We start from the raw sequence: 15053 nt of genomic DNA, 5'->3' as shown, positions 1-15053 counted from the left end.
ATCTTAAAACTACATAAACAATCATTGCTGTTTACATAATAACGCAAAAATTTCCTATCAATTGCATTAAAATCCTCGCCAATATTCTCAACGTATTAAGGCGAGATCTAAATGACTACATTAAACAACCAGAACCTTCTACAACTTCGTTTTGTAAGCCAAGCGCATATTGACGCAGTAAAACCTTCTTTTGCTAACCTACCTGCGAATCCATACGCAGATGGTGAGTTTCGTAAGCGTCGTTATTCAGTAATTAAAGTTGTTGATGGAGAATTAAAATTACAACCAACAAAAGCATTCGTGCAAGATGACTCAATTAATACCTTTCAAGGTAATGTTGAGCGTACTTATGAAAACCTAGAAGATAGCTTATTAGCGACTGATGGCATGAAGCAAATCGTTAATCAGTTTCGTGATATGACAGGTATTAGCGATGACCGCAATATTGAAATTCACCAATTTAGAATGCTTGCTATCGACAGCGACACACCTGCTGCGCCTGAAGGTGTTCACCAAGATGGTTTTGATCACGTTTGTGTATGTGGTGTATCACATGAAAACCTAGAAGGTGGTGAGCTACTTGTTTATGAGCACCAACAAGCTGAGCCATGTTTCAAAATGGAAATTAAGGACGGCATGTTTGCGCTTATTAATGACCGTGAAGTATGGCATAACGCAACCCCAATGAATAAATTAGACGCAAGCAAAGAAGGTTACCTTGATTGCTTCGTACTAACTGCGTAAGGGTATATCATGAACTTAACGCAATTACGTCGCCAATTCCCTGCGCTTATGCAACAAGTTGCCGGTCAGTCACCGATTTTCCTTGATGGCCCGGGTGGCTCTCAAGTGCCACAGTCAGTTTTAAGTGCCATGACTGCTTATTTGGGTTACTACAACTCAAACTTAGGCGGTGCATTTTTCTCAAGTGACAAAACAGTAGAGTTAATGGCAAACGCTCGCCAAGCTGCAGCCGACTTATTAAATGCGCCATCTAAAGAGCAAATCGTGTTTGGTGCAAACATGACAAGCTTAACGTTTAGCTTTAGCCGTGCAATCTCGCGTGATTGGACTGCAGGTGATGAAATTATCGTCACCAATGCTGATCACTTCTCAAATGTATCATCTTGGCAGCAAGCTGCTGAAGATAAAGGTGCTACTGTAAAAACTACCCTTATCAACGAAGCTGATTGCAGCTTAGATATGGCACACTTGGAAAGCCTTTTATCTAACAAAACAAAGCTTGTTGCAGTGACATATGCATCGAACACTACTGGCTCAATTAATGATATTAAACGTATCGTTGAACTTGCACATGCTGTTGGTGCGCTAGTATATGTTGATGCCGTTCATTATGCACCTCATGAGCTGGTTGATGTACAAGCGCTTGATTGTGACTTCTTAGCCTGCTCTGCATACAAGTTCTTTGGCCCTCACCTTGGTATTGTATATGGTAAACGTGAGCACCTAGAAGGTTTCACGCCATATAAAGTTGAGCCTGCAAAAGATGTTGCGCCAGGTCGCTGGGAAACTGGAACACAAAGCTTTGAAGCATTGGCTGGCTTAATTGCTGCTGTGGACTACATTGCTGCAATTAGTGAGCTTGATGATAGTCACTCACGCCGAGATAAATTAGCTGCTGCATTTGCTATCACTAAACAACACGAAATGGCATTAAGTAAGCATTTCTTAACGCGTTTGGCTGATTATCCGCGTATCAAGTTGTTCGGTATTGATGCTTTAGATCGTTTATCTGAGCGTACACCGACTTTTGCACTAACTTTTGCAGGCATTGAGCCACGTATTGTTTCTGAGTTTTTAGGTAAGCAGCACATTTGTGTGTGGGATGGTAACTTCTATGCCCAAGGCTTATGTAAGCAGCTAGGGGTATTAGAAACCGGCGGCGTAGTTCGCATTGGTTGTATGCACTACAACACTATAGAAGAGCTCGATAAAGTTTTTGATTTATTTGATCAATTACTAGCAGAGTAAGTTGCTAGCTTTAAGCCCTAAATGATAAGTTTTAAGCAGCCTGACAGGGCTGCTTTTTTATGCCAATAAAAAAGCGCGACATCAAATGCCGCGCTTTTCATAATTTTTAGCAACTTACATCGCTTTAAATCGAATCGCTGTGCCGCCACTGGTAGCAAGCTTTAACGTCAACTTATCATCAGCAGTAACAATGCGTTTTTCTACTTTTAAGTCGTAAGGGTTATTAACCCACTGTGCTTTATCACCGTCACGGTAGATTTGCGCTTCAAACTTTTTGCCTTTATCTAAGAAGTCTAATTTCACTTCTAAAGTGCGGGCTTTTTCGTCTGTGACAGCGCCTAGATACCAGTCGTTACCTGAGTATTGCTCACGCTTGCGCTCTTTACGTGCAAATACAACGTAATCGCCAACTTCGCCTTGTAGTGCAATACTTTGTTGCCAATCAGTTGGTACGTCCTGAATAAACTGAAATGCATCTGGCTTGGCCAAGTAATTACGTGGTAAATCAGCGGCCATTTGAATTGGGCTGTACATTACAACATATAGCGCTAATTGCTTCGCTAGAGTTGTTTGTGGGCGATTGGTATCGGCACCTAGACCGTTAAAGCCCATATCAAAAATACCTGGTGTGAAGTCCATTGGGCCGGCAAGCATACGGGTGAAAGCAAGCATTGGAATGTGCTCAGGTGGGTTCGGCGGTGTACCCCATGCGTTAAACTCTTGGCCACGAGCACCTTCACGAGCAATCCAGTTCGGGTATGTACGACGTAGGCCAGTATCTTTTACTGGCTCATGCGTATTGATACTAATCTTATGCTTAGCAGCAAGTTTCACGTTGTATAGGTACTCGTTTACCATGAACTGACCATCGTGCCATTCTTTACGCACAATGCCGTTTTCATCGATACGCTTGATGTTACCACCGTCAGCTACATAACCTGTTTTAACTTGGCTTACATTTGATTTTTCATATAACGCAAATGCAGCTTCCATTTGGTTACGGTAGTTAGTCACGTTACCTGAAGTTTCGTGGTGACCAATTAATTGCACGCCTTTTTCTTTGCCGTAACGTGTTAGCTCTTCAATATCAAAGTCGTCATAAGGTTGAGTAAAGCTAAATACATCACCGTTATAAAACCAGTCGCCATCCCAGCCAATATTCCAGCCTTCGACTAGCACGCCATCAAAGCCATATTTAGCAGCGAAATCCATATAATATTTAGTGTTTGCAGTGGTTGCACCATGAATTTTACCGCTACCCCAAGTATTTTCATTGATGTGCATACCCCACCAAATACCTACGTATTTACCCGGTTTAACCCAAGATACATCACCGAGTTTATTCGGCTCGTTTAGGTTTAAGATGATATCAGAATTGATTAAATCAACGGCTTCATCACCAATTTGAATTGTACGCCAAGGTGTATTGAATGCGCCGTGCTTTTTAACTGCTACACCGTCTGACCAAGGTGTTAAATCTGCTTGGAAAGTACCATCACGACGTTGATTTAAAACCATGCCTGCATAATCAACAAGGGCAGCTTCGTGAATACTGATATGCACACCATCTTTATTTTTTAAAGTAAATGGTGTGTGCACAAGTGCGGCTTTATGAAGTGGGGTAGTGTTATAAACATACTCATAACGGTTCCAACCTCGGGCGGGGATCCACCAAGCTGTTGCATCTGATGAATCTGTAATAGCAAACTCTGTAAGCTCTTTAGTGATTTCTACATCATCATAGCCAGCTTGTTTTGGTAATTCGTATCGAAAACCTACACCATCATTAAAAGCGCGAAAACGTACTGTAAACGTGCCACCTTGTGGTTGTGGCTTTTTAAAGGTAACAGCGACTTCGTTATGGTTATCAACTACCGTTTGGCGTTCACCCCAAGGTTGCTCCCAGCTGCTTTTTACCGAATCAGTGGTTTGGCTGCTAATTTTGTAACCTTCGCTCATTGCTGGTTGTTGTTTAAAAACAAGGCCTAACGAAGAGTTAGCAATGACTTGTTTACCTGCAAAGCTGATTTCGTAGCTAGGTGTGTGTTGCTCATCTGAGATAGTTACTTTGATCTGCCCATCAGGTGAACTGACGGTTGTGGTTTGTGCTAGGCAAGTACCTGAAAAGGCTGCTAACATTAAGGCAGTTAATCGCATTGTTGTTCCTTGGCGGCTTATGGTTATGGATTGTTGTCACGTATTCACATACATCCTTAAAGCATAAAGTGACTTGCCGGTTAATACGAGAGATCTGCATACGTATTCAACAAAGTGAACGTTGCGATACCAAGTCCAGCACCTAAAAAGGTTTAGCAAAAATGACAAGAATAACCCTGTTGCTACTACTATTGTTTAGTCAATGTTTATTGGCACAGCAAATACAGATAGTTGATAAGCAGAATCAACCTCTCAAAAATGCCGTGGTTTGGCTTAAAGGTTCAAAACAAGTTACAGCTCTTGATAGTCATTACACTATGAGTCAAAAAAAACGTGCCTTTGTGCCTCATGTGCTGGCAGTGCCACAAGGGGCTAATGTTGAGTTTCCTAACCTTGATTCAATTATGCACCACGTTTATTCATTTTCTAAAACAAAGCAATTTGAGTTAAAGCTTTACCACGATAAACCAGAAAAACCGATTAACTTTGCACAAACAGGCGTTGTCGAGCTTGGCTGTAACATTCATGACTGGATGCTGGGTTATATTGTAGTCGTTGATGGCGGTATTTATGGGCAAACCGATGAGCAAGGTATGGTTGAACTAAGCTTACCTAAAGGTAAGTTTACTTTGGCTGTTTGGCATGACCGATTTAATGATATCAGCACACCAGAAACCATCGAGATCAAAAACACGGCTAAGCAATTAAGTTATCAGTTAAAACAAACTTTATTACCAAAATTAGAACTAAGCAGCGACGAATTTGATGATTATTAATAAATGGCACGCCTTGGCATTATTTAGTGTTGTGGGGTTACCTATACAGGCCTTTGCCGAGCATGATGGGCAGCTAACCGTAACGGCTGTGCGTGGCGACCAACTGTCGAGCTATCAGCGTAAGGGAATCGGCTTATACCGTTATGACCAAGAGCATGATGGTGTCGTAATATCACAAGCTATGCTAAGTAGTCGTTTTGAATTAAATAGCGATTGGTCTGCGCATACTGTGCTTAACGCTCATCCAGATCCTGAACTGACAGTAGGCTTTACTCAGGCTTATTTACAATATCAGCCTCTCACTGCAAGTCGCTACAAATGGGCTGTTAAAGCTGGTGGCTTTTATCCAAAAATGTCACTAGAGAATCCACAAAGTGGCTGGATGTCACCTTATAACTATACTAATTCTGCGATTAATACATGGATTGGTGAAGAGGTACGTGCTTTTGGTTTAGAGGCAAGCATTAAGCGCCCAGGTCGACAGTTTAGAAGTAACCACAGCTTTGAAGGGGTTGCCTCGGTGTTTAAAGGCAATGATCCCGCCGGTACTTTATTGTCATGGCGGGGCTTTGCTATGCATGATAGGCAAACTACCTTTAATGAACGTATTGATTTTGCAACCCCTAATTCATTTAATTGGTATCAGTTAAGTAAGCAAGCTGAGCATGTTGAGCCTTTCGAAGAAGTTGATGGCCGCTTTGGTTATTACGTTGGCGCGCATTGGGATTATCAGAAGCGATCGCAATTACGTGTTTATTATTATGATAACAATGGCGATCCAGGTGCTTTGAATACCGATACTGGTCAATACGCATGGGATACTCGCTTTTTAAGCGTTGCTTGGCTATATAAAGTTAATAAGCAAACACGCATTATTGCGCAATTGTTAGATGGTAAAACTTCAATGGGCCCTCACCGTGGGGTAGATAATGATTTTTATAGTCATTTTGTTTTATTAAGCCACAAGTTAGACCAGCATCGTCTCACAATTAGGTATGATTATTTCAAGGTTAGCGATCATGATGATTGGCAATTTGATCCTAACCAAAGTCGTGGAGAAGCTTTAACCGCAAGTTGGCGTTATCAACTGTCAACTCAGTGGCAAGTAGGTGCTGAATATTCAGTGCTGAGCAGTGACGCTCAAAATAGACCCGGTATGGGATTTAATGAGCATAACTCGCAGCAGCAATTGCAATTTTCAGCGAGTTGGTTTTTTTAATTTCATACACTTTTTTAGTTTTTCTACTAACATTCTAATGAACGTGCTGATTAGAATTTGAATTGGGATAATGTATGAAGTTACAAAGCATTCGCGTCAAAAGCTCTTTACCAATTGTGCTACTTGGCATTGCTGTCGTCATTTTAATTGCCGGCTATACCTATCTAATTAACCTTCAAAAAGAAGCGATTGATGCACAGTCAGAACGTTTCTTAAATGCGGTTTCTGTGGTTGTTAATGCTGACCGAGACCTGTACCAAGCTAAAGTGGCAGAGTTGCATCTTGTTACTCAAATGAAAGGTGATAAAGAGCAACTAACAGATCACCAAGAAAATGCCGAGCAAGTTAAAGAACGATTTAAGCAATATCTATCTTATATGTCGCCATACTCTGAGATTACGAGTCAATTCCGTAACTTTGATAGCGCATTTGATGCATGGTACACAGCATCAACAAGTTACATAAATAACCCTGCTGATGCTTCGCAAAGACAAGCTGCAGAGCAATCCTTTTCGGCACTACGTGATATTTTAGATAAAGCCGGTGAAGCGGCAGATAAAACCTCTCAAGCAGAAACAGAAAAGCTGATGGATAAAGTAATGGGCTTTAAAGTGATGCTTATGCTGATGATTGCAGTTGTTCTGGCAGTTGCTGGTTGGTTTAGTTATTTTGTGCCACGCCAGCTTACAAAACAAATTAACTTTGTCACAGAACGAATTAACGAAATTGCCTCTGGAGATGGAGATTTAACAGGTCGTATTAATGTTAAAACGCAAGATGAATTTGCTGAGTTGGCTACTGCATTCAACCGCTTTTTAGATAACTTACAACAGTTAATCAAAGATATTTTAGAACAAGCGAAAGAGCTACATAATCTTGGTAATGATTTAGACAACTTTGCTAATCAAAACCACCAAGTAAATCAAAAGCTCAGCCAAGCGTCTGAGTCGATAGTCAGTGCTGTACACGAAATGAGTGTAGCAAGTCGCGAAGTGGCCAATGTGGCGCAAAACTCATCTCATGAAGCCGATAATTCACAACAGCTAGCTAAACAAGGCTTAGCTGCGGTTGATAATTCAAGCCGTAAAATTATTGCGCTGTCAGACAACATGGAGCATGCCAGCCAGCGTTCAACAGAATTGCAGCAAAGCTCAGACAACATCGCCAAAGTGCTTGAAGTAATTCGGGCAATAGCTGAACAAACAAATTTGCTTGCTCTGAATGCTGCAATTGAAGCCGCGCGCGCCGGTGAGCAAGGTCGCGGTTTTGCGGTCGTTGCTGATGAGGTTCGTACCCTAGCAACTCGCACACAAGAAAGTACTAATGACATTCAAACTATGGTTGAACAGTTTGCTACAAGCGTTGAGCAGTCACTGCAAGCTATTAACAGTGGTAAGCGCTATGCCGATGAAGCGGTTGAGTCATTTACACAAACCAATGATGTGCTTAACTCAATGCAAGAGTCATCAGTTAAGGTAAATGATATGGCAATGCAGACAGCGCAAGCGACGGAAGAGCAAACTGCTGTGGCAGATGAAATTAGCCAAAATTTATCAGACTTAAACGATCAAACCCAACAAGGGGGCGGCTTAGCTAGTTCAACACAAGAAGTAGCTAATCGTATGAACCAACTCACTGATGAGCTCAATCATTTAGTAAATCGATTTAAAGTCTAATCATAAGCCAACAAAAAAGGGCTCAATGAGCCCTTTTTACATCTAACTAAAACGCTTACTTTTTCTCAAAAGCACGTTTCATATAATTTGGTGTTGCTAATGCGCCGTGGTGAATACCTGCATTATAGTATTCTGTGCTTTGCGCGAGTGTATTTGCATCATCTTCACGAAAACCTGCAAACGATTCAGATTTACGAGCAAGGGTCACTGACCATAAGCCACTTGGGTAAATTGGCTGTGGGAAAGGCAGAGTTTGTAGATCAACAAAGCCCACTTCTGTCATCGCATCGCGCATTTCTACTAATAGTGGCATATGCATAAGTGGTGATTCACTTTGCTGAATTAAGATACCGCCAGGGCGAAGTGCAGTTAAACAGCTCGTATAGAAAGCATGGTTGAATAAACCTTCGCCTGGACCAACAGGATCTGTACCATCGACAATCACTACATCGATTGATTCAGGGGCTGCTTCACGCATGTACTTGATGCCGTCGTCAAACATCACTGTAGCGCGAGGATCTTGATTTGATTCACACAGCTCAGGGAAGTATTTAAGTGACATTTGTGTCACGACTTCATCGATATCAATTTGTGTTACGCTTTCAACACCTGGGTGCTTTAATACTTCGCGCAATGTACCGCAGTCACCACCACCAATGATCACAACATTTTTTGGATTTGGGTGTGCAAGCAATGCCGGATGGCTGATCATCTCGTGATAAAAAAAGTTTTCACGGCTACTTACCATAGTACAACCGTCAATAATCATCAGATTACCGAAGTCAGTTGTTTCGTACATTTCTACTTTTTGAAATGGCGACTGTTGTTCATCAAGCTTTTTAGTAATGCGTAGTGAAAAGGCACTACCATCACGGTCACTAATTTCAGTGAACCAGTTGTTTTGATCTAAATTAGCCATCTTGCTCATACACTTTTGGTTAATGGTAAAAAAGGGGGGCAATTTTGCCAGTGCTTGACCAATTGCTCAATCAAATTTTAATCAGTATAGCGAATATTTTTTATCACTTTGGCATATAGCGCAATTTTTGTTAGCGTGGTCAGCCCTAGCGTATTAAAATGTGCGTTTATATTTAATGAAATTACAGAAGATATTGCCATGACTTGGGGTTTAGACAAAGCACGCGATACATACAATGTTGCTCACTGGAGTGACGGTTACTTTGACATTAACGCGCAAGGTGAGCTGGTGGCTTACCCTGATGGTGATCAAACTAAAGCTGCGGTGTCTTTATCTGAACTGACCGAGCAATTCAAAAAGCAAGGTCTTACTTTACCTGTACTAGTGCGCTTTACTGACATTCTACAAAATCGTGTTGATACTCTGACGAGTGCTTTTACCAAAGCGTGTAACGCCCGTGAATATCAAGGTAGTTATACTTGTGTTTATCCAATTAAGGTTAATCAACAGCGCTCTGTTGTGAGTAAACTACTCGCTCATCCAAGTGGTTTAGTGGGCCTTGAGGCCGGCTCAAAGCCTGAGCTTATGGCGATTTTAGGTGTAGCGAAAGAGCCAATTACCATTGTATGTAATGGCTACAAAGACAGTGAATTTTTGCGCTTGGCCTGTATTGGTCAAGGCATGGGGCACAAGGTTCACATTGTTGTTGAAAAACTCTCTGAACTGACTACCTTGTTAGCTGAAATTGATGACTTAGGAATTGAGCCATCAATCGGTATCCGTATTCGCTTAAACTCGGTAGGTAAAGGTAAATGGCAAAATACCGGTGGTGAAAAAGGCAAGTTTGGTTTAACTGCAGGCCAAGTACTTTCTGCGGTTGAGCTACTTAAGTCGCGTAATAAACTTCATTTAATGCAACTAGTGCATTTCCATATTGGCTCTCAGATTGCCAATATCCGTGATATTCATCGGGCACTGCGTGAATGTGCTCGCCATTTTGCTGAGTTAACTCAGTTAGGCGTGCCACTTAATACAGTTGATGTAGGTGGCGGTTTAGGTGTTGATTATGAAGGGTCTGGTTCACGTAGTTCGTGTTCAATGAACTACAGTGTTGATGAATATGCACGTAATGTAGTGAATGCGTTTGCTGAAGTGTGCCAACAACATGACCTTAAACACCCAGCCATTATTACCGAATCAGGTCGTGCGTTAACAGCGCATCATGCGGTATTAATTACTGATGTTATCGATGTTGAGCGTGCGCCAAATCATGAAAACCCAACAGCGCCTGAGGCCGGTAGCGTATTGGTACTAGATGAAATGTGGCAGTGTTTAAAGCGTTTAACACCGCGTATGGCGCTGGAAATTTATCATGATGCAATGCATCTATTTAGTGAAGCTCATGATCAGTATGTGCATGGCTTACTCACTATGCTTGAATGGGCGAAGCTTGAGCAGCTGTATTTCACCATTTTACACCGCGTTCGAGCATCCCTCAGCGAAAATGCCCGTGCCCACCGTGAAGTGTTAGACGATTTAAACGAAAAACTGGCCGACAAGCTATTCGTTAATTTCTCATTATTCCAATCACTGCCTGATGTTTGGGGTATTCAGCAATTATTCCCTGTGATGCCTGTTGAAAACCTACATCAGCCGTTAACGCAACGCGCTATTATTCAAGACATTACCTGTGACTCTGATGGACAAATTCGTAACTATGTTGAAGGTACCGGCATTGAGAGCAGCTTACCTATACCTGAGTACAAGCAAGGCCAGCAATATCACATTGCGATGTTCTTAGTGGGCGCGTATCAAGAAATTTTAGGTGATTTACATAACCTATTCGGCGACACAGATTCAGTGCATGTTGAGCTTACTGAAGCCGGTTATCAGCTGACTAACGCGATTAAAGGTGACAGCGTTAAGGACGTATTAAAGTTTGTTGATTATGATAGTGACATTCTTGCTGAAAACTTTGCAAAACGGGTTAAGTCACTGGCAATTGATGAGCAATCTAAGGCACAATATTTGTCAGAACTAAATGCTGGCCTTTCTGGCTACACGTATTTTGAAGATTAAGCATTAAAGGAATAAGTAGTAATGTCCATGATCCGTTGTGTGTTCAGTTTTTTATTCTACACCCTCAATACACTTTTTTGGTTCGTGCCCATCTTTATTTGTGGCGTGATTAAACTGATCCCAATTAAACCTCTGCAAAAATTAATGAGTTGGGTTGCTAAGCAATGCGCCACTATGTGGGTCAGTTGTAACAGTATTAACCAAAACTTATTTGCTTCTTATAAGCTAAACGTAACCGGACTTGAGCAGCTCAAAGCAAAAGATTGGTACTTGGTGATCGCTAATCATCAAAGCTGGGTAGATATTGTTGTAATGCAACGCGTGTTTAATCGCCGCATTCCTTTTTTAAACTTTTTCTTAAAAAAAGAACTAATTTACGTGCCTTTCTTAGGTCTTGCGTGGTGGGCATTAGATTTTCCCTTTATGACTCGCACTAGCAAATCACAATTAAAGAAAAACCCTAAATTACGTGGCAAGGACTTAGAAACAACGCGCAAAGCTTGCGAAAAGTTCAAAGAAATGCCGGTAAGTATCGTTAACTTTGTTGAAGGTACACGTTTTACTGCCGAAAAACATTCACGCCAAAACAGCCCTTTTGAACACTTGTTAAAGCCAAAAGCGGGCGGGGTTGCGTTTGTTATGCAAGCTATGGGTGAACAAATTTCAAAAGTGGTCAATGTAACCATTCATTATCCTGATGGTATTCCGAGCTTTGTTGATTTTGCCAGTGGTCGTGTTACGCAAGTTGATTTGCGAGTAGAAGTGATGGAAGTGAGCCCTAATTTAATCGGTGATTACACCGGTGATGCTGACTTTAGAGTTAACTTTCAAGCTGAGTTAAATCGCATTTGGGATGAAAAAAATCAGCAGCTAGCCGAGTTAGAAGCAAAAACGCAGTAGTATTGCTAACGTAGTCGAGAGCACATATATGTTAAAGAAATTTTTACCAAATTGGTTAACAGGCATCCTAGTCAGCATTGTTTTGTTTGCTAATGTGATTATTTGGGGCACGCTAGTGCTGCTGTTCGGTGTGCTTAAATTATTACTACCGTTTAAAGTGGTTAGCGATATTCTCCATGTAGCTTATCGTGGTTGGTGCAAAGGTAACCGTTTCGCTTTGTGGTTAGGTTGCCCAACGATTGATATCGATATTAAAGGCAATATCAGTAAAGATGGTTGGTACTTACTTATTTCTAATCATATGAGTTGGCTCGACATTGTTGTGTTAAGTGCGATTGATGTGTTACCTGCGCCAAAATTCTTCTTAAAAGACGAGCTGAAGTATGTGCCGTTCATTGGCACCGGCGCTTGGGCTATGGGTATGCCTTTTATGAAGCGCGTTAGCAAAGCGCAGCTGGCAAAAAATCCCAAGCTGAAAGGACTTGATGTAGAGCGTACCAAACGCAGTTGCCGCGATTTTCGTAATCACCCAACGACTATAATTAACTTTGTTGAAGGCACTCGCTTTACTTGTCAAAAACACAGTAAACAGAATAGCCCGTTTACTTATCTCTTAAAGCCAAAAGCGGGTGGTACTGCATTTGCCCTTGAGGTATTAGGTGAGCAGTTTGATGCATTATTAAATACCTCGATTATTTACCAGGGGGAAGGCGAGCATATTTGCCGAAATCTGATGCGTGGTCGTCTTAATGTCATAAAAGTTGAGATGCATGTGCAAGCAATTAGCGCAGATATGATTGGTGATTATCAGCATGACAGAGCTTTTAGAACAGCTTTTCAACAACATATTAATGAGTTATGGTTGCAAAAAGACGCTCAGCTACTAACTTATCATCAAGCCCAGCAAGCTGAGTACCTTGCCAACATCAATAAAGAGGTTGAAGCGCCATGAAGCAAACTCACCTGCAAGAATTGGTGATGCCTTGGTTTGAATCAATGCCAGACGCGACGCTGTTAAGCGCATTAACGGCGACAGCTATCGGCGTTGGCTCATTACTAATAATCTATACGTTTACCCGCCGCCTGCTACTGCCGGGCATCCAAAAGGTTGTTACTCGTCTTTCACCAGAGCGCATTGGCGCGCTGACACCTATGCTCAATAAGCTCAATCGTCGCTTTGCTGGAGCATTGTGTTGCGTTCTTTATTTGGCAACTTTTGATTACGTATATCCTGTCCATGATGTTGCCTCGTTGGTCCTTAAAACCGTGGGGCAAGTTGCCCTGATCATTTATGGTGGTTTCATTTTAAGTAGTGTGGTGAGTATTGCAGGTGGTATTTATAACCAACTTGACTTTGCTCGTGATATTCCGATTCAGGGTTTGATACAGGTAGTAAAACTTATCACTTTTATGGTTTGTGCCATCCTTATTGTGAGCATTTTACTAGAGAAGTCACCGACATATATTCTCTCAGGTTTTGGTGCGATAGCTGCGGTCACCTTACTGGTGTTCAAAGATACTATTTTGGGTTTTGTAGCCAGTATACAAATTGCAGCTAATCGTTTAGTGACCTATGGTGATTGGATCCAAGTGGATAGCTATGGCGCAGACGGTGAGGTTATCGACCTTGGCTTAAATACCGTAAAAGTACGAAACTGGGATAACACCATTACAACTATCCCAACTTATATGCTGGTTGCTGGATCATTTAAAAACTGGCGAGGTATGCAAGAGTCAGGTGGTCGTCGTATCAAGCGTGCTTTAAATATTGATATGAATAGTATACGTTTAGTCGATGATGCGTTTCGTGAACAAATTGATGCTGCTATCCCACTTAACGATTATATTCGTGTTTCAAGCTTGCCTGATCCGGTGACAAACCTTGGTTTATTCCGTCGTTATGCTGAAGGTTACTTAAAACAGCACGAAAAAATTAATCGTGATTTAACCTTAATGGTGCGTGAGTTACAACCGATGAATCATGGTTTACCCATTGAGTTTTACTGCTTTAGTGAAGATAAGCGCTGGATTTCGTATGAGCACTTGCAAGCAGAGATTATGGATCATCTACTTGCTGTGTTGCCTATATTTGGACTTAGACCTTATCAAAGTGTTACTGGGCAGTTAAGTACAAGCGAATCCCAAACAGGGCTAAAACCAAGTATCAAGGTTGCTAACACTGTGCGTGAAAAAGCTTAAAACTGACTAATCAGTACGCTGATAGCAATAAATCCTAACAATAGCCACCAAATTGGTGGCTTTGCTATTCTTAGCCAAGTAAATGCCGCAATAACTAAAGCTACTTGCCACAGATTTTGCACGGCCGATTGCCAAATAGGTGAATAAAGGGCGGCAGCTAAAAAGCCTACCACGGCGGCATTTAATGCTGAAATACTGCCTGCAAAGCGAGGCTTATCAGCCAGTTGTAGCCAGCTTTTCATAAAAGCTAACATCAATAAAAATCCCGGCAAGAAAATCATGATGGTCGCGACAATTGCACCTATAAGTGGCGTATTTGGAGACACTTGTGCGCCTAGGTATGTTGCTATGGTAAACATTGGTCCTGGAATGGCCTGAGCACTGGCATAAGCAGATAAAAACTGCTCGGTTTCAAGACTCGGCACACCAGCTTGTAAAATGGGTAATACAACATGGCCGCCGCCAAAGACCATAGCGCCTGTTTGGTAAAATGGGGCAAACAAAGAGAACCACTCGCCTAAAGGTAAAAAGCTCATCAGTAACAAGGCGGTAAACAAACCAAGCGGTAACCAAGCAATTTTCACAGGTTTATGTTCTTGGTTCTCTGGCAGTTTAAGCTGAGGATAAAACCAACCTATGGCTGCAGCCGCAATAAGTACTAAAATTTGACTTGATAACTGTGAAAATACAATCAGCGCAACAGTACTCAGTACTGCTATGAGTTTATGTAAGTGGCTTTTGCAAAAGCTCATTGCCATGCTGTAGGTTGCATCGGCAACGATCACTACAGCAAATAGTTTAAGTCCAGCAATGACTGCAAAGTAAATATCACCAAATTGGTGAGCACTGAGAGCCAGAAAAAACATGATTAAAAATGAGGGCAGGGTAAAGCCTACAAAAGCACAAAGACCTCCCAGTAGCCCACCTTTTTCAACCCCCATTGCAAAGCTAACTTGGCTCGACCCCGGGCCTGGTAACGCTTGGCTCAGGCTAATTAGTTGAGCATAACGTTCTGCTGAAAGCCATTTTAAATTATCAACAAAGTGGCGCTTAAAATAACCAAGGTGTGCTGCAGGACCACCAAAGCTCATACAGCCTAATAAAAAGAATTGTTTAAAGATGATAAATAACATTAC

At 41.7% G+C, this 15053-nt stretch carries 12 protein-coding genes; 9 read left to right on the top strand and 3 right to left on the bottom strand.

Annotation, left to right across the window (positions count from 1 at the left end; all coding sequences use genetic code 11):
* The first annotated feature begins 111 nt into the window (after window positions 1–111).
* On the top strand, window positions 112–744 hold the full coding sequence (locus L1D46_RS06465; RefSeq protein WP_130049979.1) for a 2OG-Fe dioxygenase family protein: 633 nt from the start codon (window positions 112–114) through the stop codon (window positions 742–744).
* Between the two features lie 9 nt (window positions 745–753).
* Window positions 754–1992, top strand: coding sequence for a cysteine desulfurase-like protein (locus tag L1D46_RS06460; protein WP_239977118.1), 1239 nt, complete (start codon window positions 754–756; stop codon window positions 1990–1992).
* Window positions 1993–2106: 114 nt separating this feature from the next.
* Here the strand turns inward: L1D46_RS06460 and L1D46_RS06455 are convergent, their stop codons facing one another.
* Window positions 2107–4149, bottom strand: coding sequence for a glycoside hydrolase family 97 protein (locus L1D46_RS06455; RefSeq protein ID WP_167659061.1), 2043 nt, complete (start codon window positions 4147–4149; stop codon window positions 2107–2109).
* A 161-nt stretch (window positions 4150–4310) separates the two neighbouring features.
* Here L1D46_RS06455 and L1D46_RS06450 point away from each other — a divergent pair, with 161 nt between their 5' ends.
* The 3 genes from L1D46_RS06450 to L1D46_RS06440 all read left to right on the top strand — a co-directional run bounded on the left by L1D46_RS06450 (window position 4311) and on the right by L1D46_RS06440 (window position 7820).
* On the top strand, window positions 4311–4925 hold the full coding sequence (locus tag L1D46_RS06450; protein WP_239977116.1) for a methylamine utilization protein: 615 nt from the start codon (window positions 4311–4313) through the stop codon (window positions 4923–4925).
* The gene (locus L1D46_RS06445; protein WP_178926499.1) at window positions 4915–6144 is read left to right on the top strand and encodes a hypothetical protein; all 1230 of its coding nucleotides are present in this window, start codon (window positions 4915–4917) and stop codon (window positions 6142–6144) included. The genes L1D46_RS06450 and L1D46_RS06445 overlap by 11 nt, the downstream gene beginning before the upstream one ends.
* 74 nt (window positions 6145–6218) lie before the next feature.
* A complete protein-coding gene (locus L1D46_RS06440; RefSeq protein ID WP_130049973.1) occupies window positions 6219–7820 on the top strand; it encodes a methyl-accepting chemotaxis protein in 1602 nt (533 codons plus the stop codon).
* 55 nt (window positions 7821–7875) lie between these two features.
* On the opposite strand, the gene speE is transcribed toward L1D46_RS06440, so the two are convergent.
* Window positions 7876–8739: a polyamine aminopropyltransferase gene (speE, locus tag L1D46_RS06435; protein WP_178926500.1), complete on the bottom strand. Its 864-nt coding sequence runs from the start codon at window positions 8737–8739 to the stop codon at window positions 7876–7878.
* Between the two features lie 198 nt (window positions 8740–8937).
* Here speE and speA point away from each other — a divergent pair, with 198 nt between their 5' ends.
* From speA to L1D46_RS06415, 4 genes are read left to right on the top strand one after another with little or no spacing between them, the layout of a single operon-like run.
* Window positions 8938–10818, top strand: a complete 1881-nt coding sequence (speA, locus tag L1D46_RS06430) for a biosynthetic arginine decarboxylase (protein WP_239977115.1) — start codon at window positions 8938–8940, stop codon at window positions 10816–10818.
* 21 nt (window positions 10819–10839) lie between these two features.
* Window positions 10840–11718: an acyltransferase gene (locus L1D46_RS06425; RefSeq protein ID WP_130049970.1), complete on the top strand. Its 879-nt coding sequence runs from the start codon at window positions 10840–10842 to the stop codon at window positions 11716–11718.
* A 28-nt stretch (window positions 11719–11746) separates the two neighbouring features.
* Window positions 11747–12670, top strand: a complete 924-nt coding sequence (locus L1D46_RS06420) for an acetyltransferase (RefSeq protein WP_130049969.1) — start codon at window positions 11747–11749, stop codon at window positions 12668–12670.
* Window positions 12667–13917 carry a mechanosensitive ion channel domain-containing protein gene (locus L1D46_RS06415; protein ID WP_130049968.1) on the top strand — a complete coding sequence of 417 codons (1251 nt, stop codon included), beginning with the start codon at window positions 12667–12669 and terminating at the stop codon, window positions 13915–13917. Before L1D46_RS06420 ends, L1D46_RS06415 begins: the two co-directional genes overlap by 4 nt.
* Here the strand turns inward: L1D46_RS06415 and chrA are convergent.
* Complete coding sequence (gene chrA / locus L1D46_RS06410) at window positions 13914–15050, bottom strand: chromate efflux transporter (RefSeq protein WP_239977112.1); 1137 nt, start codon at window positions 15048–15050, stop codon at window positions 13914–13916. The two genes, L1D46_RS06415 and chrA, sit on opposite strands and share 4 nt — an antisense overlap.
* Window positions 15051–15053: the final 3 nt, after the last annotated feature.

The sequence above is a fragment of the Pseudoalteromonas sp. Isolate3 genome, from assembly GCF_022398505.1.
Classification (GTDB): domain Bacteria; phylum Pseudomonadota; class Gammaproteobacteria; order Enterobacterales; family Alteromonadaceae; genus Pseudoalteromonas; species Pseudoalteromonas apostichopi.
The sequence above is the reverse complement of the archived record's forward strand: the minus strand, read 5'-3'. Positions and strand labels throughout refer to the sequence as shown.

Bases quoted from the DNA above. Each gene is read 5' to 3' on its own strand.
- L1D46_RS06465 (WP_130049979.1), top strand. From the start codon at position 112: ATGACTACATTAAACAACCAGAACCTTCTACAACTTCGTTTTGTAAGC.
- L1D46_RS06460 (WP_239977118.1), top strand. From the start codon at position 754: ATGAACTTAACGCAATTACGTCGCCAATTCCCTGCGCTTATGCAACAA.
- L1D46_RS06455 (WP_167659061.1), bottom strand. From the start codon at position 4,149: ATGCGATTAACTGCCTTAATGTTAGCAGCCTTTTCAGGTACTTGCCTA.
- L1D46_RS06450 (WP_239977116.1), top strand. From the start codon at position 4,311: ATGACAAGAATAACCCTGTTGCTACTACTATTGTTTAGTCAATGTTTA.
- L1D46_RS06445 (WP_178926499.1), top strand. From the start codon at position 4,915: ATGATTATTAATAAATGGCACGCCTTGGCATTATTTAGTGTTGTGGGG.
- L1D46_RS06440 (WP_130049973.1), top strand. From the start codon at position 6,219: ATGAAGTTACAAAGCATTCGCGTCAAAAGCTCTTTACCAATTGTGCTA.
- speE (WP_178926500.1), bottom strand. From the start codon at position 8,739: ATGGCTAATTTAGATCAAAACAACTGGTTCACTGAAATTAGTGACCGT.
- speA (WP_239977115.1), top strand. From the start codon at position 8,938: ATGACTTGGGGTTTAGACAAAGCACGCGATACATACAATGTTGCTCAC.
- L1D46_RS06425 (WP_130049970.1), top strand. From the start codon at position 10,840: ATGTCCATGATCCGTTGTGTGTTCAGTTTTTTATTCTACACCCTCAAT.
- L1D46_RS06420 (WP_130049969.1), top strand. From the start codon at position 11,747: ATGTTAAAGAAATTTTTACCAAATTGGTTAACAGGCATCCTAGTCAGC.
- L1D46_RS06415 (WP_130049968.1), top strand. From the start codon at position 12,667: ATGAAGCAAACTCACCTGCAAGAATTGGTGATGCCTTGGTTTGAATCA.
- chrA (WP_239977112.1), bottom strand. From the start codon at position 15,050: ATGTTATTTATCATCTTTAAACAATTCTTTTTATTAGGCTGTATGAGC.